The organism is Rhodococcoides corynebacterioides (genome assembly GCF_019834675.1).
GTDB lineage: Bacteria > Actinomycetota > Actinomycetes > Mycobacteriales > Mycobacteriaceae > Rhodococcoides > Rhodococcoides corynebacterioides_A.
The window spans coordinates 484,270-510,438 of sequence record NZ_JABUBU010000001.1; the positions used below are offsets into that span (position 1 = coordinate 484,270).

The 26,169-nt window shown below is 72.1% G+C and carries 23 protein-coding genes; 10 read left to right on the plus strand and 13 right to left on the minus strand.

Translation table 11 applies throughout. From position 1 onward, the window contains the following. Positions 1-24 precede the first annotated feature (24 nt). A complete protein-coding gene (locus HQ603_RS02280) occupies positions 25-2,040 on the plus strand; it encodes a thioredoxin domain-containing protein (protein ID WP_222682730.1) in 2,016 nt (671 codons plus the stop codon). 6 nt (positions 2,041-2,046) lie between these two features. Here HQ603_RS02280 and trhA read toward each other — a convergent pair whose 3' ends face one another. The 3 genes from trhA to HQ603_RS02295 are packed head-to-tail and all read right to left on the minus strand — an operon-like array spanning position 2,047 to position 4,814. Further along, positions 2,047-2,715 carry a PAQR family membrane homeostasis protein TrhA gene (gene trhA / locus HQ603_RS02285; RefSeq protein WP_222682731.1) on the minus strand — a complete coding sequence of 223 codons (669 nt, stop codon included), beginning with the start codon at positions 2,713-2,715 and terminating at the stop codon, positions 2,047-2,049. A gap of 45 nt (positions 2,716-2,760) precedes the next feature. Further along, positions 2,761-4,383, minus strand: a complete 1,623-nt coding sequence (locus HQ603_RS02290) for a phytoene desaturase family protein (RefSeq protein WP_308126314.1) — start codon at positions 4,381-4,383, stop codon at positions 2,761-2,763. After that, positions 4,380-4,814 carry an SRPBCC family protein gene (locus HQ603_RS02295; protein ID WP_222682732.1) on the minus strand — a complete coding sequence of 145 codons (435 nt, stop codon included), beginning with the start codon at positions 4,812-4,814 and terminating at the stop codon, positions 4,380-4,382. The genes HQ603_RS02290 and HQ603_RS02295 overlap by 4 nt, the downstream gene beginning before the upstream one ends. A gap of 153 nt (positions 4,815-4,967) precedes the next feature. On the opposite strand from HQ603_RS02295, the gene HQ603_RS02300 reads away from it, so the two are divergent. Then, positions 4,968-5,735 (plus strand): isoprenyl transferase, encoded by a 768-nt coding sequence (locus tag HQ603_RS02300; protein ID WP_222682733.1) that lies wholly within the window; start codon positions 4,968-4,970, stop codon positions 5,733-5,735. Between the two features lie 48 nt (positions 5,736-5,783). On the opposite strand, the gene coaA is transcribed toward HQ603_RS02300, so the two are convergent. Next, positions 5,784-6,716 (minus strand): type I pantothenate kinase, encoded by a 933-nt coding sequence (gene coaA / locus HQ603_RS02305; protein WP_222682734.1) that lies wholly within the window; start codon positions 6,714-6,716, stop codon positions 5,784-5,786. 92 nt (positions 6,717-6,808) lie between these two features. Between coaA and HQ603_RS02310 the strand changes: the two genes are divergently transcribed. Together HQ603_RS02310 and glyA are read left to right on the plus strand one after the other, a co-directional pair. Continuing rightward, on the plus strand, positions 6,809-8,002 hold the full coding sequence (locus HQ603_RS02310; protein ID WP_222682735.1) for a DUF885 domain-containing protein: 1,194 nt from the start codon (positions 6,809-6,811) through the stop codon (positions 8,000-8,002). A 76-nt stretch (positions 8,003-8,078) separates the two neighbouring features. Beyond that, on the plus strand, positions 8,079-9,380 hold the full coding sequence (glyA, locus tag HQ603_RS02315) for a serine hydroxymethyltransferase (RefSeq protein ID WP_222682736.1): 1,302 nt from the start codon (positions 8,079-8,081) through the stop codon (positions 9,378-9,380). Positions 9,381-9,383: 3 nt separating this feature from the next. Here the strand turns inward: glyA and HQ603_RS02320 are convergent, their stop codons facing one another. After that, entirely contained in the window at positions 9,384-10,211 is an 828-nt protein-coding gene (locus tag HQ603_RS02320) for an alpha/beta hydrolase (protein WP_308126315.1), read from the minus strand. 302 nt (positions 10,212-10,513) lie between these two features. On the opposite strand from HQ603_RS02320, the gene HQ603_RS02325 reads away from it, so the two are divergent. Next, positions 10,514-11,827 carry a PhoH family protein gene (locus HQ603_RS02325; RefSeq protein ID WP_222682737.1) on the plus strand — a complete coding sequence of 438 codons (1,314 nt, stop codon included), beginning with the start codon at positions 10,514-10,516 and terminating at the stop codon, positions 11,825-11,827. A 146-nt stretch (positions 11,828-11,973) separates the two neighbouring features. Next, positions 11,974-12,834 (plus strand): acyl-ACP desaturase, encoded by an 861-nt coding sequence (locus HQ603_RS02330; protein WP_222682738.1) that lies wholly within the window; start codon positions 11,974-11,976, stop codon positions 12,832-12,834. A 4-nt stretch (positions 12,835-12,838) separates the two neighbouring features. Here HQ603_RS02330 and HQ603_RS02335 read toward each other — a convergent pair whose 3' ends face one another. The 3 genes from HQ603_RS02335 to glpX all read right to left on the minus strand — a co-directional run bounded on the left by HQ603_RS02335 (position 12,839) and on the right by glpX (position 15,835). Continuing rightward, entirely contained in the window at positions 12,839-13,258 is a 420-nt protein-coding gene (locus HQ603_RS02335) for a hypothetical protein (RefSeq protein ID WP_222682739.1), read from the minus strand. Between the two features lie 84 nt (positions 13,259-13,342). Further along, positions 13,343-14,740, minus strand: a complete 1,398-nt coding sequence (locus HQ603_RS02340) for a class II fumarate hydratase (protein ID WP_222682740.1) — start codon at positions 14,738-14,740, stop codon at positions 13,343-13,345. Between the two features lie 57 nt (positions 14,741-14,797). After that, a complete protein-coding gene (gene glpX, locus HQ603_RS02345; protein ID WP_222682741.1) occupies positions 14,798-15,835 on the minus strand; it encodes a class II fructose-bisphosphatase in 1,038 nt (345 codons plus the stop codon). 98 nt (positions 15,836-15,933) lie between these two features. On the opposite strand from glpX, the gene HQ603_RS02350 reads away from it, so the two are divergent. After that, positions 15,934-16,506 carry a DUF4245 domain-containing protein gene (locus HQ603_RS02350; RefSeq protein WP_222682742.1) on the plus strand — a complete coding sequence of 191 codons (573 nt, stop codon included), beginning with the start codon at positions 15,934-15,936 and terminating at the stop codon, positions 16,504-16,506. 24 nt (positions 16,507-16,530) lie between these two features. Here HQ603_RS02350 and HQ603_RS02355 read toward each other — a convergent pair whose 3' ends face one another. From HQ603_RS02355 to HQ603_RS02365, 3 genes are read right to left on the minus strand one after another with little or no spacing between them, the layout of a single operon-like run. Further along, entirely contained in the window at positions 16,531-16,743 is a 213-nt protein-coding gene (locus tag HQ603_RS02355) for an exodeoxyribonuclease VII small subunit (RefSeq protein WP_222682743.1), read from the minus strand. Further along, a complete protein-coding gene (xseA, locus tag HQ603_RS02360; protein WP_222682744.1) occupies positions 16,740-18,008 on the minus strand; it encodes an exodeoxyribonuclease VII large subunit in 1,269 nt (422 codons plus the stop codon). Before xseA ends, HQ603_RS02355 begins: the two co-directional genes overlap by 4 nt. Beyond that, positions 18,005-18,643, minus strand: coding sequence for a lipid droplet-associated protein (locus HQ603_RS02365; RefSeq protein WP_222682745.1), 639 nt, complete (start codon positions 18,641-18,643; stop codon positions 18,005-18,007). The genes xseA and HQ603_RS02365 overlap by 4 nt, the downstream gene beginning before the upstream one ends. A gap of 90 nt (positions 18,644-18,733) precedes the next feature. On the opposite strand from HQ603_RS02365, the gene HQ603_RS02370 reads away from it, so the two are divergent. Next, the gene (locus HQ603_RS02370; RefSeq protein WP_222682746.1) at positions 18,734-19,783 is read left to right on the plus strand and encodes a 4-hydroxy-3-methylbut-2-enyl diphosphate reductase; all 1,050 of its coding nucleotides are present in this window, start codon (positions 18,734-18,736) and stop codon (positions 19,781-19,783) included. A 9-nt stretch (positions 19,784-19,792) separates the two neighbouring features. Here the strand turns inward: HQ603_RS02370 and HQ603_RS02375 are convergent, their stop codons facing one another. Next, positions 19,793-20,686 carry a DUF6542 domain-containing protein gene (locus tag HQ603_RS02375; RefSeq protein WP_222682747.1) on the minus strand — a complete coding sequence of 298 codons (894 nt, stop codon included), beginning with the start codon at positions 20,684-20,686 and terminating at the stop codon, positions 19,793-19,795. A gap of 20 nt (positions 20,687-20,706) precedes the next feature. Beyond that, positions 20,707-21,885, minus strand: a complete 1,179-nt coding sequence (locus HQ603_RS02380; RefSeq protein ID WP_222682748.1) for a DNA recombination protein RmuC — start codon at positions 21,883-21,885, stop codon at positions 20,707-20,709. 112 nt (positions 21,886-21,997) lie between these two features. On the opposite strand from HQ603_RS02380, the gene HQ603_RS02385 reads away from it, so the two are divergent. Further along, on the plus strand, positions 21,998-23,194 hold the full coding sequence (locus HQ603_RS02385; protein ID WP_222682749.1) for a metallophosphoesterase family protein: 1,197 nt from the start codon (positions 21,998-22,000) through the stop codon (positions 23,192-23,194). Then, a complete protein-coding gene (locus HQ603_RS02390) occupies positions 23,191-26,169 on the plus strand; it encodes an AAA family ATPase (protein ID WP_222682750.1) in 2,979 nt (992 codons plus the stop codon). The genes HQ603_RS02385 and HQ603_RS02390 overlap by 4 nt, the downstream gene beginning before the upstream one ends.

Consider the following 26,169-nt stretch of genomic DNA (forward strand, 5'->3'; position numbering starts at 1 on the left):
GCGCGCACGGGGAAGACTGGGAGCGTGGATCCCCGCGCGCGCAACACGCTGACCGAGTCGACCAGTCCCTACCTCCGCCAGCACGCGGACAACCCGGTGCACTGGCAGCAGTGGACCGACGACGCCCTGGCGTGGGCCCGCGAGCGGGACGTGCCGGTGCTGCTGTCGATCGGCTACTCGGCCTGCCACTGGTGCCACGTCATGGCGCACGAGTCGTTCGAGGACGACGCGACGGCAGCCCTGATGAACGAGCACTTCGTCTGCATCAAGGTCGATCGCGAGGAACGGCCCGACCTCGACGCGGTGTACATGAACGCGACGGTCGCGATGACCGGTCAGGGCGGCTGGCCCATGACGGTGTTCCTGACGCCCGAGGCCGAACCCTTCTACTGCGGGACGTACTTCCCGCCGACGCCCCGGCAGGGCATGCCGTCGTTCCCGCAGCTGCTCACCGCGATCACCGACACGTGGGCCACGCGCCGGGACGAGGTGACCACCGCGTCGGCGTCGATCGTCGCGGAGCTGCGTCGGGGGTCGACGGGTGTGCCGATGGGGGAGCGCGCGGTCGACGCCGGCTTGCTCGATCACGCCGTCGAGGCCGTTCTGGCCGCCGAGGACACCGCCCGCGGCGGGTTCGGGCCGGCCCCGAAATTCCCGCCGTCCGCGCTGGCGGAGGCGCTGGTGCGCCACACCGAGCGGACGGGGTCCGCCGCCGCCGGCGCGACTCTCGACCGCACGCTGGCGGCGATGGTGCGGGGCGGGTTGTACGACCAGCTCGGCGGCGGATTCGCCCGCTACTGCGTCGACGCGGACTGGGTGGTGCCGCACTTCGAGAAGATGCTCTACGACAACGGACTGCTGCTCCGCGTCCTCGCCCACGCGGCGCGGCGCGGGGACGCGCTCGCCGCCCGCGCCGCGTCCGAGACGGCCGCGTTCCTGCTGCGTGACCTCGGGACCGACGACGGGTGCTTCGCGTCGGCACTCGACGCGGACACGGACGGCGTCGAGGGACTCACCTACGTCTGGACGCCCGCGCAGATGCGCGAGGTGCTCGGCGACGCGGACGGGTCGGCCGCCGCCGACCTGTTCGGCGTGACCGACGCCGGGACGTTCGAGCACGGCACGTCGGTGCTGCAGCTGCGGTCCGACCCGGTGGACGCCGCCTGGTTCGACACCGTTCGTGCGCAACTGCGGGCCGTGCGCGACACCCGCCCGCAACCCGGCCGCGACGACAAGGTGGTGACGGCGTGGAACGCGTTCGCCGTCACGGCGCTGGCGGAAGGCGGTGCCGCACTGGGGGAGTGGACGTGGGTCGAGGCCGCCGCTCGGTGTGCGGAGCGGCTGCTGTCGCTGCACGTGGTGGACGGGCGACTCCGACGCGCGTCGTTGGGCGGGACGGTCGGGGCGGCCGCCGGCGTGCTCGAGGACCACGGCGCGCTGGCGACGGCGCTGGCGGCCCTGCACCAGGCGACGGGCGAGATGCGCTGGCTGACGGCCGCGCACGACGTCCTCGACGCGGCCCTGGCGCATTTCGCCGACCGCGAGCGGCCGGGCGCGTGGTTCGACACCGCCGACGACGCGGAACGGCTGGTGACCCGGCCGTCGGATCCGCTGGACGGGGCCACCCCGTCGGGCGCGTCGCTGGTCACGGAGGCTCTGCTCACGGTGTCCGCGCTGAGCGACCCCGACCGCGCGTCGCGGTACCGCGAGGCCGCGGATCTCTCTCTGGCCCGCGCGTCGATCCTGCTGGAACGGGCCCCGCGCTCGGCCGGGCACTGGCTCGCGGTGGCCGAGGCCGCGGTGGCGGGGCCGCTGCAGGTCGCGATCGCGACCGACGCTCCGAGTTCGGCGCTGGCCGACCTCGCGCGGCGACGGGCCCCCGGCGGCACCGTGGTGGTGGCGGGCGTCCCCGGGTCGACGCCGCTGCTGGCGGACCGGCCGACCGTCGACGGCCACGACACCGCCTACGTGTGCCGCGGCTTCGTCTGCGACCGGCCGGTCACCGAGGCGGCGGACCTGACGGGCTCGCTCGGCGCCTGACGCCCGTCAGCGCAGCAGCACCAACCACACGGCGACGTAGTGGCAGATCGCCGCGATCACCGTCGCGGCGTGGAAGAACTCGTGGTGTCCGAACGTGGTGGGCCACGGGTCCGGCCACTTGGTGGCGTACAGAACGCCGCCGATGCTGTAGAAGATGCCGCCGGCCAGCAGAAGGGCCATCGGCGTGACGCCGACGGCGTGGGTAAGGGTGCCGGCCACGGGCACGATCGCCCAGCCGAGCAGGAGATACAGCGGTACACCGAGCCAGCGCGGCGCCGCGGGCCAGACCATCTTCAGCGCGACCCCCGCGAGTGCGCCCGCCCAGACCACGATCAGCAGCGCCTTGCCCGTCGACCAGGGCAGACCGAGGACGGCGAACGGGGTGTAGCTGCCCGCGATGAACAGGAAGATCATCGAATGGTCGGCCCGCTTCATCCACACCCGACTGCGCGGGTGCCGCCAGTGCACCCGGTGGTAGGTGGCGCTGGTGCCGAACAGCCCGCACGTGGCGAGGGCGTAGATCCCCACCGCCGGCCCGGCGCCGGGAGGGCCCGCGGCGAGGGCCACGGACACCAGCACGATCCCGCAGACGATGGACACGCCGAAGGCGTAGAGGTGGATCCAGCCCCGCATGCGCGGCTTGACCGGCAACTCGTCGATCCCGAAAGCAGTCACGAACCTACGCTAGCGTAAGTTTCTGCGGTCCGGTCGTGTCTCCGATCACCGGAGCAGGAGGTCGAGCAGAGCGCCGACTGCGCGTCGACGGACCGCCCCGGTCGGTCCGGCGTCGGCCAGGGCCGCCCGCGCGGCGGACAACCCGGGTGCGCCGGACACGCCGCCGCCCGGATGCGCGGACGCGCTCCCGAGGTACAGGCGCTGCACGGGCGTCTCGGCCCGACCCAGCCCCGGGGTCGGGCGGAACACCAACTGCTGCTGGATCTGCGCGGTACCGCCGTTGACGGCGCCGCCGTAGAGATTGGCGTCGGAGCGGGTGAGATCCGACGGGCGCTGCACGTGCTTGCCGACGATCGACGCCGCGAAACCCGGCGCGTGCTCTTCCAGCACCGAGTCCACGCGGGCGGCGAGCAGGTCGGCCGAGGCGTCGTCGACCACGCCGCGCGGGAGGTGGGTGTAGGCCCACGCGCTCTCGGTCCCCGCGGGGGAGCGCGTCGGATCGGCCGTCGTCATCTGCCCGAACAGCATGAAGGGCCGCTCGGGAATCCGACCGGTGACCAGATCGGCGTTCCAGCGGACCAACCCGTCGTCGTCGGCGCCGACGTGCACCGTGCCCGCGTCGTTCAGGCTGGCCGACCGCCACGGGATCGGCGCGTCGAGCGCGTAGTTGACCTTGACGACGGGGGTGTCCCACTCGAACGTCTCGAGGTCGCGGTGGACTCGCGCGGGCACGGCGTCGTGCGGGAGGAGAGAGCCGTAGAGCGCCGGCGCCGAGACGTCGGCGATCACGGCGCGCCGGGCGCGGTAGTGCTCCCCGCCCGCCGTCCGCACCCCGGTGGCCACCCCGCCGGAGACGTCGATCCCGACCACCGGCGCGTGGTACACCACGCGCGCGCCGGGTCGCTCGGCCCGTCGTACCAGGGCGGCCGCCAACTCGCCCGCACCGCCCAGCGGCACGGGATACCCGACGTCCTGGGCCAGCATCGTCAGCAGATATCCGAGGATGCCGCTGGCCGGCGCGTCCGTCGGGACGTCGGCGTGCATCGCGTTGCCGAGCAGGAGGCACCGCGCCGCTTCGCTGTGGAACAACTCGTGCGCCATGGCGCGGGCCGGCAGCAGAGCGAAGCGCAGGAATCGCAGCGTCTCCGCGGTCCCGAGGCGCCGGAACAGCTGGGTCGCCCCGCGCACCGGCGGAAACGCACTGCCGAACAGCGAGTGCAGCAGCGGATCGCGGACACGGTTCCACTGCTCGACCACCTGCATCCAGGCGTCGCCGTCCCGCGGATCGTGCCGCGCCAGCATGGCCGCGGTGTCCTCCGGTCGGTGATGGATGACGGGCGCGTCGTCGTCGTCGGGGGAGCGCGGGTGCCCGTAGGCGCGGGGTGCGTGCGTCCACCGCAGCCCGACCCGGTCGAGTTCGAGCGCGAGCATCGCCGGCGACGAGACGCCCAGCGGATAGAACGCGCTGTAGAGATCACTGACGTAGCCCGGCGTCAGTTCCGCGCTGCGGATCGCGCCGCCGGGCGTCGACGACGCCTCGACGACGACGACGTCCCAGCCGGCGTCCGCGAGCGCCGCGGCGGCGACCAGGCCGTTGTGGCCGGCGCCGATCACCACGGCGTCGGCGGTGACGACCGTTTTCACAGCGGCGGTGACGACCGGGCTCACCGCGTCGCGCGTTCGGCGAGGAACGCCAGTCGGCGCAGGGCTTCGGTGTTCCGGGGGTGGACCGCGAGATGTTGCACGGTGTCGGGTACCCAATCGAAGGGCGCCGAGGCGGCGTGTTCGATCATCTCGATCCGGCACCCCGTCGCGGTCGGGCTCAGCCTGAGGATGATCTCCGCACGCCCGGCCGGCAGGACCCGCGCCTCGAGGACCAGCTCGCGGTGGTCGACCATGCGTCGCACCACCGTCTCGTCGTCGACCACCGCCGGCCACAGCCCGAACGAGTGATGGATCCGCGAGCCCACATGGGGCCACCGCGGGTCGACCGCCCGGATGCGGGAGGCGCCGACGACCCACATGCCGTAGCTCCACCCGTCGGCCAACACCGACCACACGGCGTCGACATCGGCTGTGGTCTCACGGACGACGGTCATCGAACTCACTCCTTCGCAGCGTGGTGGGTCCTGTCGGCGACAGGTGCCCGGGGCACCTGCTGTCTACCCGGGTCGACCGAGAAGAATCCGACAGCGGCGTAGGGTGATTCCTCGGTCGTGCCCCACAGGTCGAAGGAGTCGGTGAGGAGCCGGGTGAAAGCTCGAGGTCTGCTGTACACGCTGTACGAACGGCGTCTGGTGCGGCAACTGGACGGAGCGCAGCACCCCCGGCACATCGCCGTGATGTGCGACGGCAACCGCCGGTGGGCCCGCGAGAACGGCTTCACCGACGTCAGCCACGGCCACCGGATGGGTGCGCTGAAGATCGCCGAACTGCTCACCTGGTGCGACCTGGCCGGCATCGACATGGCCACGATCTACCTGCTCTCCACCGAGAACCTGCGCCGCGATCCGGAGGAGATCGACTCGCTCCTCGGCATCATCACCGACGTGGTCGAGGAGATCTCCGGGCCGTCGATGAACTGGAGCGTCAAGATCGTCGGCACGCTGGACCTGCTGCCGGAGGAGTCGGCGCGTCGTCTGCAGGACGCCGCGGCGCGCACGGTCGGGCGATCGGGCACGCACGTCAACGTCGCCGTCGGGTACGGCGGGCGTCAGGAGATCACCGACGCCGTCCGCTCGCTGATCACCGAGAAGTTGGACGCCGGTCTGGACGGACGTCGATTGCTCGACTCGGTCACGGTCGACGCCATCGACGCCCACCTCTACACGTCGGGTCAGCCCGATCCGGATCTGGTGATCCGCACGTCCGGTGAGCAGCGGCTGTCGGGGTTCCTGCTGTGGCAGAGCGCGTACTCGGAGATCTGGTTCACCGAGGCGTACTGGCCGGAGTTCCGGCGGGTCGATTTCCTGCGGGCGCTGCGGGACTACGCGCGGCGGCACCGCCGGTTCGGCGTCTGAGGGCACCGCCGGTTCGGCGTCTGAGGGCACCGCCGGTTCGGCGTGTGATCAGAGCTTCCGCAGCCGCAGCCGATTGATGGCGTGATCGGAGTCCTTGCGCAGCACCAGCGTCGCGCGCGGCCGCGTCGGGAGGATGTTCTCCACGAGGTTCGGTCGGTTGATGGACTGCCAGATGTCCGCCGCGGCCATCCGGGCGTGCTCGTCGGACAGGCCCGAGTAGTGGTGGAAGTGCGAGGCGGGGTCCGCGAACGACGTCTTCCGCAGCGCGAGGAAGCGGCTGACGTACCACTGCTCGATGTCCTCGATGCGGGCGTCGACGTAGATGGAGAAGTCGAACAGATCGGACACCATGAGCCGCGGGCCGGTCTGCAGGACGTTCAATCCCTCGATGAGCAGGATGTCCGGCTGCCGCACCTCGGTGAAGGCGCCGGGGACGATGTCGTAGGAGACGTGCGAGTACACCGGTGCCCGCGCCGATTCCGCGCCGGACTTGACCTCGGTGACGAAGCGCAGCAGTTTGCGACGGTCGTAGGACTCCGGAAAACCCTTGCGGTGCATCATTCCTCGCCGGATCAACTCGGCCGAGGGGTACAGGAAGCCGTCGGTGGTCACCAGGTCGACCCGCGGGTGGTGCTCCCACCGCGAGAGCAGTGCCTGCAGGACGCGGGCCGTCGTCGACTTGCCCACGGCGACGCTGCCGGCGATGCCGATGACGAAGGGCACCTGACGGTCCGGTGTCTGCTCCCCGAGGAACGTCGCGGTGGCGGCGAACAGGCGCTGACGCGCCGCGACCTGGAGATGGATGAGGCGGGACAGGGGGAGGTAGACCTCCGCGACCTCGTCGAGGTCGATCTGCTCGCCCAGACCGCGCAGCCCGGTCAGCTCGTCCTCGGTCAGCACGAGGGGGGTCGCCTTGCGCAGGGTGCGCCACTGTCGGCGATCGAACTCCACGTACGGACTCGACTCGCTCACTCGGGACACGCTGCCTCCATTCACGAACGGTGCCGAGAGGAATAGTGCCGGGTGGCGGCGGTCGGGCGTAACCCGGGTCGGCCGACGTAGGGTCGATCACCGTGGACGCCGACGACTTCGTGACCGAGTACCTCACGCTGGGACTGTCCTTCGACCGGCTCGAAGAGGGCTTCGTCGACGCCTTCACCGGTGATCCGGCGCTGCGCCGCGCCGTCGAGAACGCCCCGACGCCGGACCCGCGGATCCTCGCTCGCCGGGCGGCCGACCTGCGGGCGACGCTGCCGTCGGTCGACCTGGCGGCCGACCGCGCGTCGTACCTCGACGTGCATCTGCGGGCGCTCGAGTGCTCCGCGCGAAAGCTGGCGGGAGACGAGATCGGCTTCGTCGACGAGGTGCGCGCGTACTTCGACGTCGACATCGCGCTCGGTGACCAGGACGACTACCGCGCCGCGCACCGCGCCCTCGACGAGGTGCTGCCGGGATCCGGGCCGCTGGCCGAGCGCGTCCGCGCGCACCGCGCGGCGGACGAGATCCCGCCGGAGCGTCTCGCGGAGTGCGTGGAGGCCTTCTCGAGTGCGCTGCGGGACGAGGTGCGGCGGCGCTATCCGCTGCCCGACGCCGAGCAGGTGACCTACGAGGTGGTGGGGGACAAGCCGTGGTCCGGCTTCAACTACTACCTGGGCGACTACCGCTCGACGGTGGCGATCAACTCGGACCTGAAGCAGCACATGGCGCATCTGCCACGGCTGATCGCGCACGAGTCCTACCCGGGCCACCACACCGAGCACTGCCGCAAGGAAGCGGGACTGGTCGCGACGGCCGGGCAGCAGGAACAGACGATCTTCGTCGTCAACACCCCGCAGTGCCTCATGGCCGAAGGGCTGGCGGACCTCGCCCTCGAGTCGTTGATCGGGCCGGGGTGGGGGACGTGGGCGCAGGAGATCTACGCGGATCTGGGGTTGCGGTTCGACGGGGCCCGCGCCGAGGCCGTGCACACCGCGTCGGCGGGGCTGCTCGGCGTCCGCCAGGACGCGGCGCTCCTGCTGCACGACCAGGGCCGGAGCCAGGACGACGTCGCCGCGTTCCTGGAACGGTGGTCGCTCACGACGCCCGAGCGCGCCCGCCAGTCCCTGCGCTTCCTCACCTCGCCGCTGTGGCGCGCCTACATCTCCACCTACGTCGAGGGGTACCGGCTGCTCGGCTCGTGGCTCGACCGGGCGGACACCGCCGACCAGCGCAGCGCCCGATTCGCCCGACTTCTCGACGAGCCCCTGATCCCATCCGGATTGCGCTGACGGTCTGCGCCTAGACTGGACGGGCGCCTGCTTGACCCCGGTAACCGCTCGTCTTGCTGCTTGGAGAATCGTCGCGATGACTGCTGCCCCTGTGAAGTCCACGATCGACACCGCGTCCCTCGCGGAACTCGATCCCGAGGTCGCCGCGGCGATGGCGGGGGAACTCGGCCGCCAGCGTGACACGCTCGAGATGATCGCGTCGGAGAACTTCGTGCCGCGGGCGATCCTGCAGGCCCAGGGCAGCGTGCTGACCAACAAGTACGCCGAGGGATACCCCGGCCGCCGGTACTACGGCGGCTGCGAGCACGTCGACGTCGTCGAGGACCTGGCGCGGAACCGGGCCAAGGAACTGTTCGGCGCGGAGTTCGCCAACGTGCAGCCGCACGCCGGAGCCCAGGCCAACGCCGCCGTGCTCATGGCGCTCATCTCGCCCGGCGACAAGATCATGGGCCTCGACCTCGCCCACGGCGGCCACCTGACGCACGGCATGAAGCTCAACTTCTCCGGCAAGCTCTACGAGGTCGAGTCCTACGGTGTGAGCAAGGAAGACCACCGCATCGACATGGACGAGGTGCGCAAGCAGGCGCTCCACGCCCGCCCGCAGGTGCTCATCGCCGGCTGGTCCGCCTACCCGCGCCACCAGGACTTCGCCGCGTTCCGGTCGATCGCCGACGAGGTGGGCGCCCTGCTGTGGGTCGACATGGCGCACTTCGCCGGCCTGGTCGCCGCGGGCGTGCACCCCTCGCCCGTGCCGCACGCCGACGTCGTCTCCTCGACCGTCCACAAGACGCTGGGCGGCCCCCGCTCGGGCATCGTTCTGGCGAAGAAGGAGTGGGCGAAGAAGCTCAACTCCGCCGTCTTCCCCGGTCAGCAGGGTGGACCGCTCATGCACGCCGTCGCCGCCAAGGCCGTGGCGTTCAAGATCGCCGGCACCCCCGAGTTCCGGGAGCGTCAGGAGCGCACCCTGCGCGGCGCGTCGATCCTCGCCGAGCGTCTCACCGGCGCCGACGTCGCCGATCAGGGCATCTCGGTGCTCACCGGCGGCACCGACGTGCACCTCGCCCTGGTGGACCTGCGCAACTCCCGCCTCGACGGGCAGCAGGCGGAGGATCTGCTCCACGAGGTCGGCATCACCGTCAACCGCAACGCCGTGCCCTTCGACCCGCGCCCGCCGATGGTGACCTCGGGTCTGCGAATCGGCACCGCGGCCCTCGCCACCCGCGGCTTCGGCGACACCGAGTTCACCGAGGTGGCCGACATCATCGCCACCGCCCTGGTGACCGGCGAGGCCACCGACGCCCTGCGGGGGCGGGTCACCGCACTGGCGCAGAACTTCCCGCTCTACGACGGACTCGAGGACTGGGGCCTGCTGGGCTGACGCCTACCGGCTGCGCAGCGGGAGCCCCGCGCCGGCGAGGAAGTCGAGCACGTCGGACTCCACCTCGTCGCGGTTGGTCTCGTTGAAGATCTCGTGGCGGGCGCCGTCGTACTTCTTCTCCTGGAACGACGCGCCCCGGAGCGTCGTCATGGCCGCGGCGGTCGGCTCGTAGGGCACCAGCTGGTCGTCGCCGCCGTGCAGCCACAGCGTGGGCTGGTCACCGAGGGTGCCCGACGACGCCACGGTCTCGACCGCGCGGCCGAAGGTCTCGAGCGTCGTGCGGGCGAAGGGGCCGTGGTAGACGAGCGGGTCGGCCTGGTAGGCGGCGCCGACCTCGGGGTCGCGGGAGAGCACGGCCGGGTCGATCGGGACGTCGGGGATCTCGTCGAGGTCGAGCAGCGCGGCGAACACTTCCATCCTGCCCACCAGGGGTCCGGAGAGCACCAGCGCGGCCAGCTCGTCGCGGTGGGTCTGGGCGTAGCGCGTGGCCAGCAGGCCGCCCATGGAGTGTCCGATCAGCACGAGCGGCAGGTCGGGGAACTCGGCGCGGGCGCGGTCGGCGACGGTGTGCAGGTCCGCCACCACGGCGTCGACGTCGGAGACCACCGCCGGATCCCCGTCGGAGCGGCCGTGGCCGTGGTGGTCCGGGGCGAACACGGCGGCGCCGGCGGCGACCAGGGTGGACGCGAGGTGCGCGTACCGCCCCGAGTGCTCGCCGTACCCGTGCGCGATCAGCACGAGGAACTGCGGCGGCCGCGGCACCGGCCACGTCCGGTACCGCACGGTTCCCTGCGCTCCGTCGAATTCCTGCATCTCCTGGGCGTTCTGCACGACGGCGACGCTAACAGCGTCGGCTCGTGTTTCGGGGCGAATGCGTGACGCCGCTCGGTCGTCACATGCTGTTCACCGACACGCCCGACGCCGGAAGAGGTCCCGGGTGCGACGGCGGCAGTAGCGTCGGCAGTGCGGACGGCGGGGAAGCCGTCCGTGCGGGAGGTCTCCGACATGGTCATGCCACACGACCGAGAAGGGACCGGATCCTCGGTCTCGTCGGTGTCCGTCACTCCGGCATCGGAGGCCCTCCGGTCCAGCGATCGACAACGTCGCGTCCGCGCGGCGTTCGAGGAGTCCACGTGACTGCATCTCGCTCCGCCTCCACCCGCACCTACGTTCTCGACACCTCGGTGTTGCTCTCCGACCCGTGGGCCGTGACCCGGTTCGCCGAACACGCCGTCGTCCTTCCTCTGGTGGTCATCGGGGAGCTCGAAGGCAAACGGCACCATCACGAGCTGGGTTGGTTCGCGCGGGAATCGTTGCGGATGCTGGACGATCTGCGCATCGACCACGGTCGGTTGGATCAGCCCGTCCCGATCGGGGTCGACGGCGGAACGCTGCAGGTCGAGCTCAACCACACCGACCCGTCCGTGCTGCCGGTCGGATTCCGCACCGACACCAACGACAGCCGCATCCTCGCCTGCGCTCTGAACCTCGCCGCGGAGGGACGCGACGTGGTGCTCGTCAGCAAGGACATTCCGCTGCGGGTCAAGGCCGGCGCGGTGGGTCTGCCCGCCGACGAGTACCGGGCCCACGACGTCGTGCCCTCGGGGTGGACGGGGATGGCCGAGCTCGAGGTGTCGCGGGAGGTCGTCGACACGTTGTTCGCGCACGGTGTCGTGGACCTCGACGAAGCGCGAGATCTGCCGTGCCACAACGGTGTTCGGCTGTTGGGTGGGTCGTCCAGCGCCCTCGGCCGGGTGACGCCCGACAAGCAGGTGCAGGTGGTGCGGGGCGAGCGGGAGGCGTTCGGTCTGCACGGTCGGTCCGCGGAGCAGCGGATCGCGCTCGACCTGTTGCTCGACGAATCCATCGGCATCGTCTCCCTCGGCGGGAAGGCCGGCACCGGCAAGTCGGCGCTGGCGTTGACCGCCGGCCTCGAGGCGGTGCTCGAGCGGCGCACGCACCGCAAGGTGGTGGTCTTCCGGCCGCTGTACGCCGTCGGCGGGCAGGAACTCGGCTATCTGCCGGGCAGCGAGAGCGACAAGATGGGTCCGTGGGCGCAGGCGGTGTTCGACACCCTCGACGGGCTGGCGAGCCCGGAGGTCATCGAGGAGGTCACCGCGCGCGGCATGCTCGAGGTGCTTCCCCTCACGCACATCCGCGGCCGGTCGTTGCACGATTCGTTCGTCATCGTCGACGAGGCGCAGTCGCTCGAGCGGAACGTGCTGCTGACCGTGCTGTCGCGTCTCGGGTCGGGATCGCGGGTGGTGCTCACCCACGACGTCGCCCAGCGCGACAACCTCCGGGTGGGCCGACACGACGGCGTGGCCGCGGTCATCGAGAAACTCAAGGGCCACCCGCTGTTCGCGCACGTGACGTTGACGCGGTCGGAGCGGTCCGCGATCGCCGCGCTGGTGACGGACATGCTGGAGGAGTTCGGGCCCGCCTGAGCACGCGGGCGTTCGGCGCCCCGGTCACGCCGGATGGTGTGACCGGGGCCAGAACCCGGCGGTCGGTGTCTGGACGGTCACCGAAACACCGGTCGACGGGTCGAAGGATTCCGAGACGTCCCGGCCCGACCGTTATTCTCTGGGGCATGGACTCCAGCGACCACGACGTGTTGACCGCCCTGGAATCGGATGCCGCGCGCGTCCTCGAGGCTCACATCGCCGTCGCCGACGGGTGGCAGCCGCACGAGTACGTGCCGTGGGACGCCGGTCGCAACTTCGCCTTCCTGGGCGGCGAGGACTGGTCGCCCGAGCAGGTCTCGCTGTCCGACGTCGAGGTGCTCGCCGCCACCGTCGGGGTGCTCCTGGCCGACAACCTGCCCGAGTACCACCGCGATCTCGCCTTCGCGCTCCGGGCGAACGACACCTGGTGGAAGCTCATCGGTCGCTGGACCGCCGAGGAGAACCGCCACGCGATCGTGCTGCGGAACTACCTCATGACCACCCGCGCCGTCGATCCCGTCGAGCTCGAGCGCATCCGTGTCGAGCACATGACCACCGGGTACCGCTCGCCGTCACTGCACGCCGTGCACATCCTGGCCAAGTTCGCCCTCGACGAGCAGGCGGCGACCGTGCGTCACCGTCGCAGCGCCGACGTCAGTGAGGACGCGCTGCTGTCCGCCATCTTCGATCGCATCGCGACCGACGACGCTCTGCAGGCCGAGCTGTTCGCCGCGCTCGTCGCGGCCGCGCTCGAGCACGACGCCGACGGCACCGTCGTCGCCGTGGCCGATGCCGTGGACTCGTTCTCGCTGCCGTCCGTGGACCTGCCCGGACGCGGCAACAGCACGGCTCTGCTCGCCGAGGCCGGCCTTTACGACGAGGCGGTGCAGACCGAGCAGGTGGTTCGGCCGCTGCTCGAGAAGTGGGGCATCTTCGACCTCGACGGTCTCGGCGACGACGCCGCGGCGGCGCGCGACCGGCTCCGCTCCGCGGTGGGCGTCTCCTGACCCCTCAGCGTGTGAGCGTGAACCCGCCGATCGGCACGGCGCCCCCGAAGCCGACGAAGTAGACGGTGCCGTTGTACCGACCGGCGTTCGTCGGGTCGACGGTCATCTCGTCGTGCACCAGGGCGCCCAGCGCGGGCGAGAGTCGGCCGTAGTCGACGTGGATCACGTCCGCCCCCGTGGCGATGGACGGAGCGCTGTAGACGTCCGCCGGCAGGATCTCCGCACCGAGCACGCGGTTGGTGGCCGCCGTGCCGCCACCGGTGATGGTCTTGCCCTGCCAGAGGGGCACCGGCGCGCCCGACGGGTCCGTTCCGACGTAGACCCCGTCCGGGGGAAGGGGTGCTGCAGACGCCACTGCCGGTGCCGCGAGAGCGGCACCGGCAGCGGTGAGGACGAGCAGAGTGGCGGCGGACGTTCGCTTCATGAGATGTCCTCACGTCGGAAGTGATCAGTCACATCAGACTGTCCACTCTCGGCGTCGGCTACACCGCCACGTCGGGGGAAAACGTCAGTCGCGCACCTTCGCCATGGCGAGCACGTCGAGACGCGAGTCCAGCTCCGCCTCCGACAGCTTCTCCGGCACCAGCCCGCGCTCGACGACGACCTCGCGGATCGTCTTCTTCTCCTTCAGCGCCTGCTTGGCCACGGCCGCGGCCTCCTCGTAGCCGATCGCGCTGTTCAGCGGGGTGACGATCGACGGCGAGGACTCGGCGAGCTGCTTGAGGTGCTCGTCGTTGGCCTCGAGGCCGGCGACGCACTTGTCGACGAACAACCGCGAGACGTTGGCGAGCAGCTTCAGCGACTCGAGGAGGTTGCGCGCCATCATCGGGATGTAGACGTTGAGCTCGAACGCACCGGCGGCGCCGCCCCACGCGATGGCGGCGTCGTTGCCGACGATCTGCGCGGCGACCTGCGTCGCGGCCTCCGGCAGGACCGGGTTCACCTTGCCCGGCATGATCGAGCTGCCCGGCTGCAGGTCCGGCAGACGGATCTCGCCGAGACCGGTGAGCGGGCCCGACCCCATCCAGCGAATGTCGTTGGCGATCTTGGTCAGCGAGACCGCGATGGTGCGCAGGGCGCCCGACGCCTCGACCAGCCCGTCACGTGCCGCCTGCGCCTCGAAGGAATCCTTGGCCGGGGTCAGCGCGTCGACACCCGTCGACTTGACCAGCTCGGCCACCACCTTGGGGCCGAAGCCGTCGGGTGCGTTGAGGCCGGTGCCGACGGCGGTGCCGCCGATGGGCAGCTCGCCGAGGCGGGGGAGAACCGACTGCACGCGCTCGATGCCGGCCTCGATCTGGCGGGCGTAGCCGCCGAACTCCTGGCCGAGGGTGACCGGCACGGCGTCCATGAGGTGGGTGCGGCCGGACTTGACTACGGTCTTCCACTCGGCGGCCTTCGCCGCGAGCGCCTCGTGGAGGTACTGCAGCGCCGGGATGAGATCGGTGACCGCCGCCTCGGTGGCGGCGACGTGCGTGGCCGTCGGGAAGGTGTCGTTGGACGACTGCGACATGTTGACGTGGTCGTTGGGGTGGACCTCGACGCCGTTGTTCTTCGCGATGCTCGCGATGACCTCGTTGGCGTTCATGTTCGAGCTGGTGCCCGACCCGGTCTGGAATACGTCGATGGGGAACTCGCCGTCGTGCTTGCCGTCCGCGATCTCCGTCGCGGCGGCCACGATGGCGTCGGCCTTCTCCGCGTCGAGCAGGCCCAGGTTTTTGTTGACCTGCGCGCAGGCGGCCTTGAGCAGGCCCATGGCGCGGATCTGCGTGCGCTCGAGGGGCCGCCCCGAGATGGGGAAGTTCTCGACGGCGCGCTGGGTCTGGGCGCGCCAGAGCGCGTTCACCGGAACGCGGACCTCGCCCATGGTGTCGTGCTCGATGCGGAACTGGTCGGAATCAGTCATGAACCTTTGCCTCGTCGGTTGCGGGTGGTCGGGAGAACGGGACGCTGCGGGGAGCGATCAGAAGGACGGCACGACGCCGGAGTCGCCGTCGAAGTCGACGGACGAGTACTCCCGGAGCTTGTCCAGGCGGTGGTACGCGTCGATCATGCGCACGGTGCCGGACTTCGATCGCATGACGATCGACTGGGTGTGGGCGCCGCCGCCGGAGTAGCGCACGCCCTGCAGCAGGTCGCCGTCGGTGACGCCGGTGGCGGTGAAGAAGACGTTCTCGCCCGAGACCAGGTCTTCGGTGAGGAGCACGCGGTCGAGATCGTGACCGGCGTCGATCGCCTTCTGGCGCTCGGCGTCGTCGGTCGGCGCGAGGGCGCCCTGCAGCGTGCCGCCGAGGCAGCGCATGGCCGCCGCCGCGATGATGCCCTCGGGAGTGCCGCCGGTGCCGAGCAGGATGTCGATGGGGGACGTCGGGCGGGCGGCGGCGATGGCGCCGGCCACGTCGCCGTCGGAGATCAACCGGATGCGGGCGCCGGTGGCGCGCACCTGGTCGATGAGCTCGGCGTGGCGGGGGCGGTCGAGGATGCACACCGTGACGTCGGTGGTGGACCCCTTCTTGACCCGCGCGATGCGCTCGATGTTCTCCCGCACCGGTGCGGTGATGTCGACGACGTCCGCGTAGTCGGGACCGACGGCGAGCTTGCGCATGTAGAAGACCGCGGAGGGATCGAACATCGCGCCGCGCTCGGCGACCGCGAGGACCGAGATCGCGTTCGGCATGCCCTTGGCCATCAGCGTGGTGCCGTCGACCGGGTCGACGGCGAAGTCGACCTCGGGGCCGTTGCCGTTGCCGACCTGCTCGCCGTTGTAGAGCATGGGCGCTTCGTCCTTCTCGCCCTCGCCGATGACGACCACACCCCGCATGGACACCGAGGAGACCAGCTGCCGCATGGCGTCCACCGCCGCGCCGTCGCCACCCTCCTTGTCGCCGCGGCCGACCCAGCGGCCGCTGGCCAGGGCGCCCGCTTCGGTGACTCGCACCAGTTCGAGAGCCAGGTTGCGGTCCGGTGCCATCGGGGTGGAGCTGTCGGTGCTGGCCGTCATGTGCGCGGTGCCTCCTCGGGCGGGGATACGTGCCGTGATTGTCTCATCACACCCTGCGCGGCGGCGTCGGCAGGTCGGCGGGTGGGATAGTGGACGTCGTGGCCGAGAAGAAACCCAGGATCCTCCAGAACAACAAGGACATGGCGTGGTCGTTGATCCCGCTGCTCCTGGCCTGCTTGGTGATCGCGGCCATCGCCGGGCAGTGCTCGCTGCGAGTGGGCGGTCCCGAGGCCGGGCAGGTCCCGCGCATCGACCTGGGCGCGTCGCTGCAGGCCGACGCCGACGCGCTCGACTTCCCGATCCGGCGGCCCGAGGTGCCGGCCGAGTGGATTCCGAACTCGGCGTCGCGGCCCGCGGTCACCGGGGCCGACGCGGTCGCGAGCACCGTCGGTTTCGTCACACCGGCCGGGAGCTACCTCGGTCTGACGCAGAGCGACGCCGGCGAGGAGGAACTCCTGCGGTTCCGTGCCGACGGCGCCCGTACCGACGGCCAGGGTGTCGAATCCACGGCCGGCACGGAGTGGGTCGTCTACCGCGGTGAGGACACCGAACCGTTCTGGATCGCAGATCTGGGCGAGAGCCGGGCGTTGATCACCGGCTCGGGAAGCCAGGACGAGTTTCTGACGCTCGCGTCGGCCGTGGCGTCGGCGCCGGTGCTCGACCCCCGCTGACGCGTCGGCCCCCGTCAGGCGTCGTCAGTCGTCGTCGCGGCCGGCGAGGGCCTCTTCGATCCGCGCGCGAGCGCCGGCGAGGTGGTGCTCGCAGCGCGCCGCCAGAGCTTCGCCGCGCTCCCACAGCGCCAAAGACGCGTCGAGGTCCAGGCCGCCCTGCTCGAGCACCTTCACGACGTCGACCAGTTCGTCGCGGGCGTCCTCGTAACCGAGTTCGTCGACAGGGGTCTCGCTCATGAATCCATTGTCTCCGACGACCGGGTCGGTGACGCCGACCGGCCCATCCCGACGGCGGTGACCGACCCGTCGGCCACGCGGATACGGAGCTGGGTGCCGGGCGGGGCGTCGTCGACGGTGCGGAGCACCTCGGGGTCGTCACCCGGCACGACGCGCTGCACGACGGCGTAACCACGGGCCAGCGTGGCGGCCGGACCGAGGGTGACCAGGCGGGCTCGGAGGTGGTCGACGGCGGTGCTCTCGGACGCGACGGCGCGGCGAACGTCCCGGCGGACGACGCGGCGCATCTCGGCGATCTCCTCACCACGGCGGTCGAGTCCCGAGACGGGATCCGCGAGAACCGGGCGATGCCGGAGCATCTCGAGTCCGCGTGCCTCGCGGGCGACCCAGCCGCGCAGGGCCGCGGAACTGCGCGCGCGCAGGTCGGCGATCAGCGCGAGTTCCGCGACGGCGTCGGGTACCACCCGCTTGGCCGCGTCGGTGGGCGTCGCGGCCCGGACGTCGGCGACGTGGTCACTGAGGGGACTGTCCGGCTCGTGACCGATCGCGCTGACGATCGGGGTCCGGGCGGCGACGACCGCGCGGCAGAGGGCCTCGTCGGAGAAGGGAAGCAGGTCCTCGACGCTGCCGCCGCCGCGGGCGAGCACGATCACGTCGACGTCGGGATGGTCGTCGAGTTCGGCGATCGCCCGCAGGATGCCGGGTACGGCCGACGGGCCCTGCACGGGCGTGTTGCGGACCTCGAACCGTACGGCCGGCCAGCGTCGTCGGGCGACGGAGAGGACGTCCTTCTCCGCGGCGCTCGCCCGCGCCGTGACCAGCCCGACCGCGCGGGGAAGGAACGGCAGGGGTCGCTTGAGGCGGGGGTCGAACAGTCCCTCCGCCGCCAGCATGCCGCGCAGGCGCTCGATCCGCGCGAGCAGCTCGCCGACCCCGATCGCGCGAATCTCCGTGGCGCGCAACGAAATGGTGCCCCGGCCGGTGAAGAACGACAGTTTGCCGTAGAGAACCACCCGCGCGCCCTCGACCACCGGAACGGGGGAGGACTGGATGAGCATCGGCGAACACGTCACCGACAGCGACATGTCCGCGGCCGGGTCCCGCAGCGTGAGGAACGCCGTGCGCGTGCCCTGCCGGACCGACACCTGGGTCAGCTGCCCCTCCACCCAGATGCTGCCCAGCCGGTCGATCCACCCGGCCACCTTGGTGGCGACGCTGCGAACGGGGAGCGGATTCTCCGGTGAGCTGGTCGGCGGGGACGTCACTTGGCGCGTGCGGTGGTGATGCGGTTCTCGAGCATGGTCCGGTACGGCGCGCGGTTCTTCGACGCGGTCTCGTAGTCGAGCAGCTCGGTGAGGTCGTCCACCGACAGCGACCGCAGCCGGGCGCGCAGCTGCGCCAGCGTCAGGGTGTCGTAGTCGAGGTACTCGGCGATCTCCGGTCGCGAATCGGCCGCCGTGAGCGTCGGCGCGACGACGTGATCCGCCGGCTGCACGTCCGCGGGCGGCGTCGAGTACAGCGCGAATCGACCGGTCGTGGGCGCCTCCTCCTCGGACCGATTCCCGGTGGAGGTCGACGTGGTGACGGCGACGTCGCGGTAGCGACCGGAGTCGGTGGCAACGGAGTCGGCCGCGGTGGAGTCGGCGGCAGCGGGGGCGTCGTCGTCGAACGTCGCCCAGGCCGGCTGCTCCTCGGCACGGCCGCCGAGGAGGGAGAGGACCTGATCGCCCTTGATGGCGAGCTCGGTCACCGTCTGCTGGAACCGCATGGCCGTCTGCAGCATCTCGCTCACCGCCGTCATGGGCAGCGAGATGGCCGTGGTGGGGAGTCGTCGCGCCTCGTCCACGACCGTGACGGCGATGCCCAGCGCGACGCGGGCTGCGAAGGGAGGACGGATCATGGTTCACAGAGTGCCCGACGTCGCGCCGTTTTCCCAGTCGGGACCACGCGCGGGCGGGTGTCGGTCGCAGGTGCCACGTATCCTGGTGGCATGTCCTCGGCTGTTCCCGGTTCCCCGTCCACCTCGGCGCCCTCGGCGCCGATCGCTCTCGATCTCGGTATCGCCCGGCGGGCGACCACAGAGGGGGAGTACACGGGACCCAAGCGGGTGCTGCTGGCCGAGCCTCGCGGGTACTGCGCGGGGGTGGACCGTGCGGTCGAGACGGTCGAGAAGGCCCTCGAGAAGCACGGCGCCCCGATCTACGTGCGCAAGGAGATCGTGCACAACCGCCACGTGGTGGAGACGCTGACCGATCAGGGCGTCGTCTTCGTCGACGAGACCGACGAGGTGCCGGAGGGTGCCCTGCTGGTGTTCTCGGCGCACGGGGTGTCCCCGGCGGTGCACGCGTCGGCGGCGGAGCGGAACCTGCGGACCATCGACGCCACCTGCCCGCTGGTGACCAAGGTGCACCAGGAGGCCAAGCGCTTCGCGCGGGACGACTTCGACATCCTGCTCATCGGCCACGAGGGTCACGAGGAGGTCGAGGGCACCGCGGGCGAGGCGCCGGATCGCGTGCAGGTCGTCGACGGTCCCGAGAGCGTCGACGCGGTCACCGTCCGGGACGAGAGCAAGGTCATCTGGCTGTCGCAGACCACGCTCAGCGTCGACGAGACCATGGACACCGTCGCCCGCCTGCGGGAGAAGTTCCCGCTGCTGCAGGACCCGCCCAGCGACGACATCTGCTACGCCACCCAGAACCGCCAGGTGGCCGTCAAGGCGATGGCGCCCGAGTGCGATCTGGTCATCGTGGTCGGATCGCGGAACTCCTCGAACTCGGTCCGGTTGGTCGAGGTCGCCCTGGCCGCGGGCGCCCGCGCGAGCTACCTCGTGGACTACGCCAAGGAAGTCGACCCCACGTGGCTCGACGGCGTGCGCACGGTCGGCATCACGTCCGGCGCCTCGGTGCCCGAGGTGCTGGTGCGCGGGGTGCTCGATCTGCTCGCCGAGCACGGGTTCGGTTCGGTCGAGCCGGTCACCACGGCCAACGAGACCCTGGTCTTCGCACTGCCGCGTGAACTGCGGACCACCGCCCGCGTCTGACCCGTCGGGTCACTGCTCGCGGTCGCGGTACCGCACGCGCGGGGTGGGGTGCGGTGCGATGTTCTCCGCCCCCGTACGACGCTCCGTGTACGGACGCGGCTCCGAGTAGGGGCGCGGCTCGCGGTACGTCGGAGCGTCCCGGTAGGACCGGCCCTCCCGCGGCGGTTCCGGATTCCGACGGGGTTCGGCGCTGCGCCGAAGCTCGCGGTCGCCGCGACGGTCGTCGTCGATCCGGGCACGACGTCCGGTGGTGGGGTTCGCCGAGTGGGCCCGGTCGTCGCGAGGCGTTCCGCGCATCCGGCGTGCTGCCGGGGCGTCGGTGCGGGCCCGTCGGGTCTCTGCGCGGCTGCGTGAGGGTCGCGGCGGCGTGTCCGGACGCGCCGCCTTCTCGGGGCGCCGCGCCGCAGGCTTCTCGGTGGCGGTCCGGGGCGTGCGGGTCGTCCGGTCGGCGGTGCGGGCTCGCGCGGGGTGGGGACGGTCGAGGAGCAGCCGGGCCGCGCCGATGCCGAGCACCAGCATCGTGGTGAGGAACATCAGCGGGAAGCGGTTCACGAGCGGCACGGCGACGGTCAGGACGAGGTCCTTGAGCGAGCTGCCTGCGTCGTCACCGGTGGTCTGATAGGCCACGGGTACCGCGACGATCATCAGCAGCGGTGGCTGCACCATGGCGGCGAACAGGCCCCGGCGGCGCACGGCCACCACGGCGAGCGTGCAGCCGAGAACGTAGAGGACGGCGAACGTGGCGCCGGGCTCACCGATGCGCAGCGAGTCGACGAGGAAGCCGAGAACGCACGCACCGATCGCCAGCACCACGGCGCCCCACGCCGGGATGCCGGGCACGGTGGGAAGGGCCGAACGGTGATCGAGAGGCACTCCCGAGCGCGCGTGTTGGGTGGTCGACACATACCGAGGTTAGCGTCGATTCATGCCGAGGCCTCGTCGGCGTGCCCGGAACACGAGGACGCGGTGGTGTGCGTTGCCGCTCGGACGACGCTGCGCGGGCGCGCGTCGACGGTCCGTGCGGTGGGCGGATCCCCGTCGAATAGGGACATCTCGTGAAGGCGCCGTGCCGTGACGAACACGCGGTTGTCGAGCGAACCGACGGCGGTGTTGAACGCGTCGACGGCCTTGCCGAGGTGACTGCCCACCTTGTCGACGTGATCCCCGACGGTCCCGAGCCGCTCGTACAGTTCACGCCCGAGCGCGACGACGGCGGCGGCGTCCTCCGCCAGACTCTCCTGACGCCAGGTGAACGCGACGGTGCGAAGCAGCGCGATCAGGGTGGTCGGGGTCGCGAGCACCACGTTGCGGGTGAACGCGTGCTCGAGCAACCCGCGGTCGCGGGTCAGGGCGGCGTCCAGGAACGGATCGCCGGGCACGAACAGCACCACGAACTCCGGGGACGGATCGAACGCACGCCAGTACTTCTTGTCGGCCAGGGCGTCGACGTGGGTGCGCAGGTGACGAGCGTGCCGTTCGAGGTGCCGGTCGACCGTCTCGGGGTCGGTCTCGGCCGCGGCGTCCAGGAAGGCCACCAGCGGCACCTTCGCGTCGACCACGATCGAGCGGCCGCCGGCCAGGCGCACCACGAGGTCCGGCCGGATGCCGTCGCCGACCACCTGGGTGTCGAAGTCGCAGTGCCGCGTCATCCCCGCGAGTTCGACCACCCGCTCGAGCTGCATCTCGCCCCACCGCCCGCGGATTTGAGGGGCGCGCAGGGCCGTGACCAGCTGGTCGGTCTGCGAGGCGAGGTGGCGGGACGCGCGGTGCATCCCGGCGACCTGCTCGGTCAGACCCGCGTACGCGCTGACCCGGTCCCGCTCGGCCACCCGCACGTGGTTCTCCAGGGCGTCCACGGCGTCCCGCAGCGGGTCGACGACGCGGGCGATGCTCTCGCCGATCGCGCCGGAGTGGCGCCGCGCGGCGTCCTCGTTGAGCAGTGCCAGGGAGCGGCGCACGGCCTCCTCGCCGGCCGCGGTGGCCGCCAGCCGCTCACCCGCGCGGGCCAGTTCGACGTCGCCCTTCGCCGCGCGGAGCCACCAGCCCAGCGCCATGCCCACGGCGAGGGCGGCGAGGACGACGAGTGCGGTCACGACGGTCATGGCGCACAGCATGGCCGACACCACCGACACGGTCGCCGGAGACGGAGATCGCGCCGGGGGCCTTGCGTGCGTCGACCGGGATCTGTCGGACCCCTCCGTTAGCGTCGGTCGTATGAAGATCCTGCACACCTCGGACTGGCACATCGGGCGCACCTTCCACGGTGTCGACCTGCTGGCCGATCAGCGGCGTGCGCTCGACGCGGTGGCGGACATGGTGGCCGAGCACGCGGTCGACGTCGTGGTGGTTCCCGGTGACGTCTTCGACCGCGCGGTGCCCAGCGCCGACGCGGTTCGCCTGTGCACCAGCGCTTTCGAGCGGATTCGCGCGGCCGGCGCCCGCATCGTGGTCACCTCGGGCAATCACGATTCGCCGGCGCGCCTCGGTGCGGGCGCCTCGTTCGCCGCGGCGGGCGGCCTGCACGTCTTCACCACGGTCGCCGAGGTCGGCGAGCCCGCCGTGATGTCCGACGAGCACGGCGACGTCGCGTTCTACGGCATCCCGTATCTCGAACCGGACGCTGTCGCACGGGAACTCGGTGTGGTCTCGGGCCGATCGCACGCGAGCGTTCTCGACGCCGCGATGGGCCGCGTGCGCGCCGACCTGGCGCGGCGCGACGCGTCGACGCGGTCCGTGGTCCTGGCGCACGCGTTCGTGGTCGGCGGGGAGGCCACCGGGTCCGAGCGGTCCATCTCGGTCGGCGGGGTGGAAACCGTGGCGGCGGGGGCGTTCTCGGGCGTCGACTACGTCGCCCTGGGTCATCTTCACTCCCCGCAGGAGGTGGAGCCCCACGTGCGGTACTCCGGATCGCCGGTGCCGTACTCGTTCGGAGAGCGCACCCACCGCAAGGCGGTCTGGATGATCGAGCTCGACGCCGACGGTCTCGGGGACGTCACGCGCATCGACCTCCCCGTCGTGCGCGGTCTGTCGGTTCTCGAGGGCACGGTGGACGAGTTGTGCTCGGACGCACGGTTCGCCGCGGCCGAGGAGCACTACGTGTCCGCGGTGCTCACGGATCCGATCCGTCCGGTCGACGCCATGCGCGCGCTGCGCCGCCGGTTCCCGCACGCCGTGCACCTCGAGTGGCAGCGTCCCGCGGGGGAGGACGTCAGCCGCTACCGCGACAAGGTGATCGGCCGGTCCGACGCCGCGATCGTGCGCAGTTTCGTCACCGACATGCGGAGCGCGCCGTCGGATCGGGAGTGCGCGCTGCTCGACGCGGCGGTGGAAGCGGCGGCGGCGCAGCAGGATTCGTCGACGGTGGACACTGCGCCGGCCGCGGCCGCCGAGACGGTGGCGATGTCGGCGTGAGGCTGCACGCTCTGTCGGTGACGGCGTTCGGACCGTTCGGCGGGTCGGTGGACATCGACTTCGACCGGTTGGGCGCCGACGGCCTGTTCCTGCTGCACGGCCCCACCGGCGCCGGCAAGACGTCGGTGCTCGACGCCGTGGCGTTCGCGCTGTACGGGGTGCTCCCCGGGTCGCGGCGCGAACATCGGCGGTTGCTCTCCGACCACGCCGCTCCCGGTGTGGTGCCCCGGGTGGAACTGCGGGCCACCCTGGGCGGGCGGCGCGTCACCCTGACCCGCACGCCGGAGTACCTGCGGCCCAAGCGGCGTGGAAACGGCGTGACCAAGCAGAACGCGTCGGCCTCCCTCGTCTGGGACGACGGCGACGGCGAGAACCTCACACGCATCGACGAGGTCGCGCGGGAGGTCGAGCGCCTCCTCGGCATGCGCGTCGATCAGTTCTTCCAAGTGGTGATGCTGCCCCAGGGCGACTTCGCGCGGTTCCTGCGGGCGCGCACCGAGGAGCGCGGTGCACTCCTCGAGCAGCTGTTCGACACCGACCGGTTCGCGGACGTCGAGCAGTGGTTCGCCGAGCGTCGACGAGCCGGGGCGGAGGCGCTCGTCGGTCGTACGGACGCCGTCGACCGCCTGGCGGCGCGGGTGGCCACCGCCGCGGGCGTCGACCTCTTCGCCGGGGGCGACGTCGTCGACTGGGCCACCGGCTTGGCCGAGGACGCGCGTCGGCGAGTGGAGGCCGACCACGCCGCCCTGACCGTGGCGCGTGCCGACCACGACGCCGCCCGGGCGGCCGCCGCCGTCGCTCACCGCCGCTCCGACGCCCGGCGCCGCGGAGAGGCGGCCCGGTCCGCCCTCGCCGCGCTGGAGGCCGGTCGGCCGGACCGGGACCGTCGTGCCGAGGAACTCGCCGCCGCCGAGCGCGCCGACCCCGTCGTCCGCCGCATCACGGCGTTCGAGTCGGCCCGGCGCCGTGCTGACGACGCCGCCGACGCGGTGCACGCCGCCGTGCGGACGGCGCAGCGCACCCGCGCCGCCGAGGTCGTGGGCGCGCTGTCGTGGCCACCGGCGGCCGACGACGCACCGCGCCTCGACGCTGCGGTCCGTGCCTGGAGCGGCGAGATCGCCGTCCTCGACGGCGTCGCGGAGGTCGAGCAGCGTCGAGCGAGCGCGGCCGACCAGCGGCGGGCGACGGCGGCCCGCGTGACCGCACTGACCGAGGCGCTCGCGGCCGCACGGACCCGGCTCGACGCCTGTCCCGCCGACCGCGCCCGCTGGGACGCCGAGCTGGCCGCCTGCGTCGACGCCGCGGCCGCCCTCGTGCCGGCCGAGGCCCGTCGTGCCGCGGCGATGGCCGCCGTCGACGCCCGGGTCGAGCGCCGTCGCGCCGAGCGTCGCCTCGACGACGCCGTCACGGCGGCCGAGGCGACCGGGCGCCGCCGCGACGATCTACGCGCCCAGTGGTTGGACCTGCGCGAGCGTCGCCTCGACTCGATGGCGGCGGAACTCGCGGCGCGGTTGACGGCAGGGGAGCCCTGCACGGTCTGCGGTGCGACGGAACACCCGGCGCCCGCCGCGCGCCGCGACGACCACGTCGAACTCCACGAGGAGCGCGACGCCGAGGCCCGCGCGCAGGCCGCCGCGGCCGACGACGCCTCGGCCCGCGCGCGCGTCGACCACCTCCGCGAGGCGCTCGCCCTCCTCGGACCCGACGACGCAGCCGACTCCGCGGTCCTCGCCGGCCTTCTGGACGAGGCGACGGCGGACGTGGAACGGCTGCGGGCGCAGGCCGACCGCCGCGACGAGGTGCACGCCGCGCGGGAGGCCCTCGACCGGGAGGCCGACCGGATCGCCACCGAGACGGCGACGGTGTCGGCGGATCTCGCCACCACCCGCGAACGGCTGGCGGCACTCGACACGCGGATCGCCGAGGACACGGCCCGCGTCGAGGCCGCCGTCGGCCCGTCGGCGTCGGTGGCGGACCGTCGCCGCGAGGTGGAGGACGCCATCGAGGCCGCGATCGCCGTGCGCGACGCGCGGGTCGAGGCGGTGGCGGCCCGGGACGCCGCACAGCGCGCCGACGCCGAGGTCGACGAGGCGGTGACGACCGCGGGGTTCGCCACGCGCGCCGAGGCGGTCGCCGCCGCGCGCTCGGCCGACGCCCGGGAGCGGCTGCGCGCCGACCTCGCCCGCGCCGAGCGCGAGGAAGCCGCGGCGGGTGCCGCACTCGCGGACCCGGACGTGGCCGAGGCGATGGTCGGCGACCCCGTCGACACCGACGCGGTCGACGCGGCCGACGCCGCGACACGGGACGCGCTCGACCTCGCCGTGGCACGGTTCGACGACGCGGAGCGACGGTCGGTGGTGCTCGCGGATCTGACGGCGCAGTTGTGGGCGGCGGCGGACGTGGTCGGACCCCTGCAGGAGCGGCAACGCGAGCTCGAAGCGCTCGCCGACGTCGTGGCCGGTCGTGGGGCCAACGCCCGCAAGATGTCGCTGCGCTCGTACGTGTTGGCCGCTCGCCTCGAGGACGTGGCGGCGGCCGCGTCGGTGCGGTTCCGGCGCATGTCCGAGGGTCGGTTCGAGTTCGTCCACTCCGACGAGGCCGGTCCGCGCGGAACCCGAGGCGGCCTGGGTCTCGACGTCCGGGACGGCTACACGGGGGTCGTCCGACCCGCGGGCACCCTGTCGGGCGGGGAAGCGTTCTGCGCGTCCCTGTCGCTCGCGCTGGGCCTGGCGGACATCGTCGCCGCCGAGGCCGGAGGGGTCACGCTGGACACCATGTTCGTCGACGAGGGCTTCGGCACCCTCGACGCCGAAGCGCTGGATGCGGTGATGGGGGTGTTGGACGAGTTGCGTTCGGGCGGTCGCACCGTCGGCATCGTCAGCCACGTCAGCGAACTGCGCGATCGTGTGCCCAGTCGACTCGAGGTGGTGCGTGGTCGGACCGGGTCGAGCGTGCGGGTGCACGCACCCGTCTGA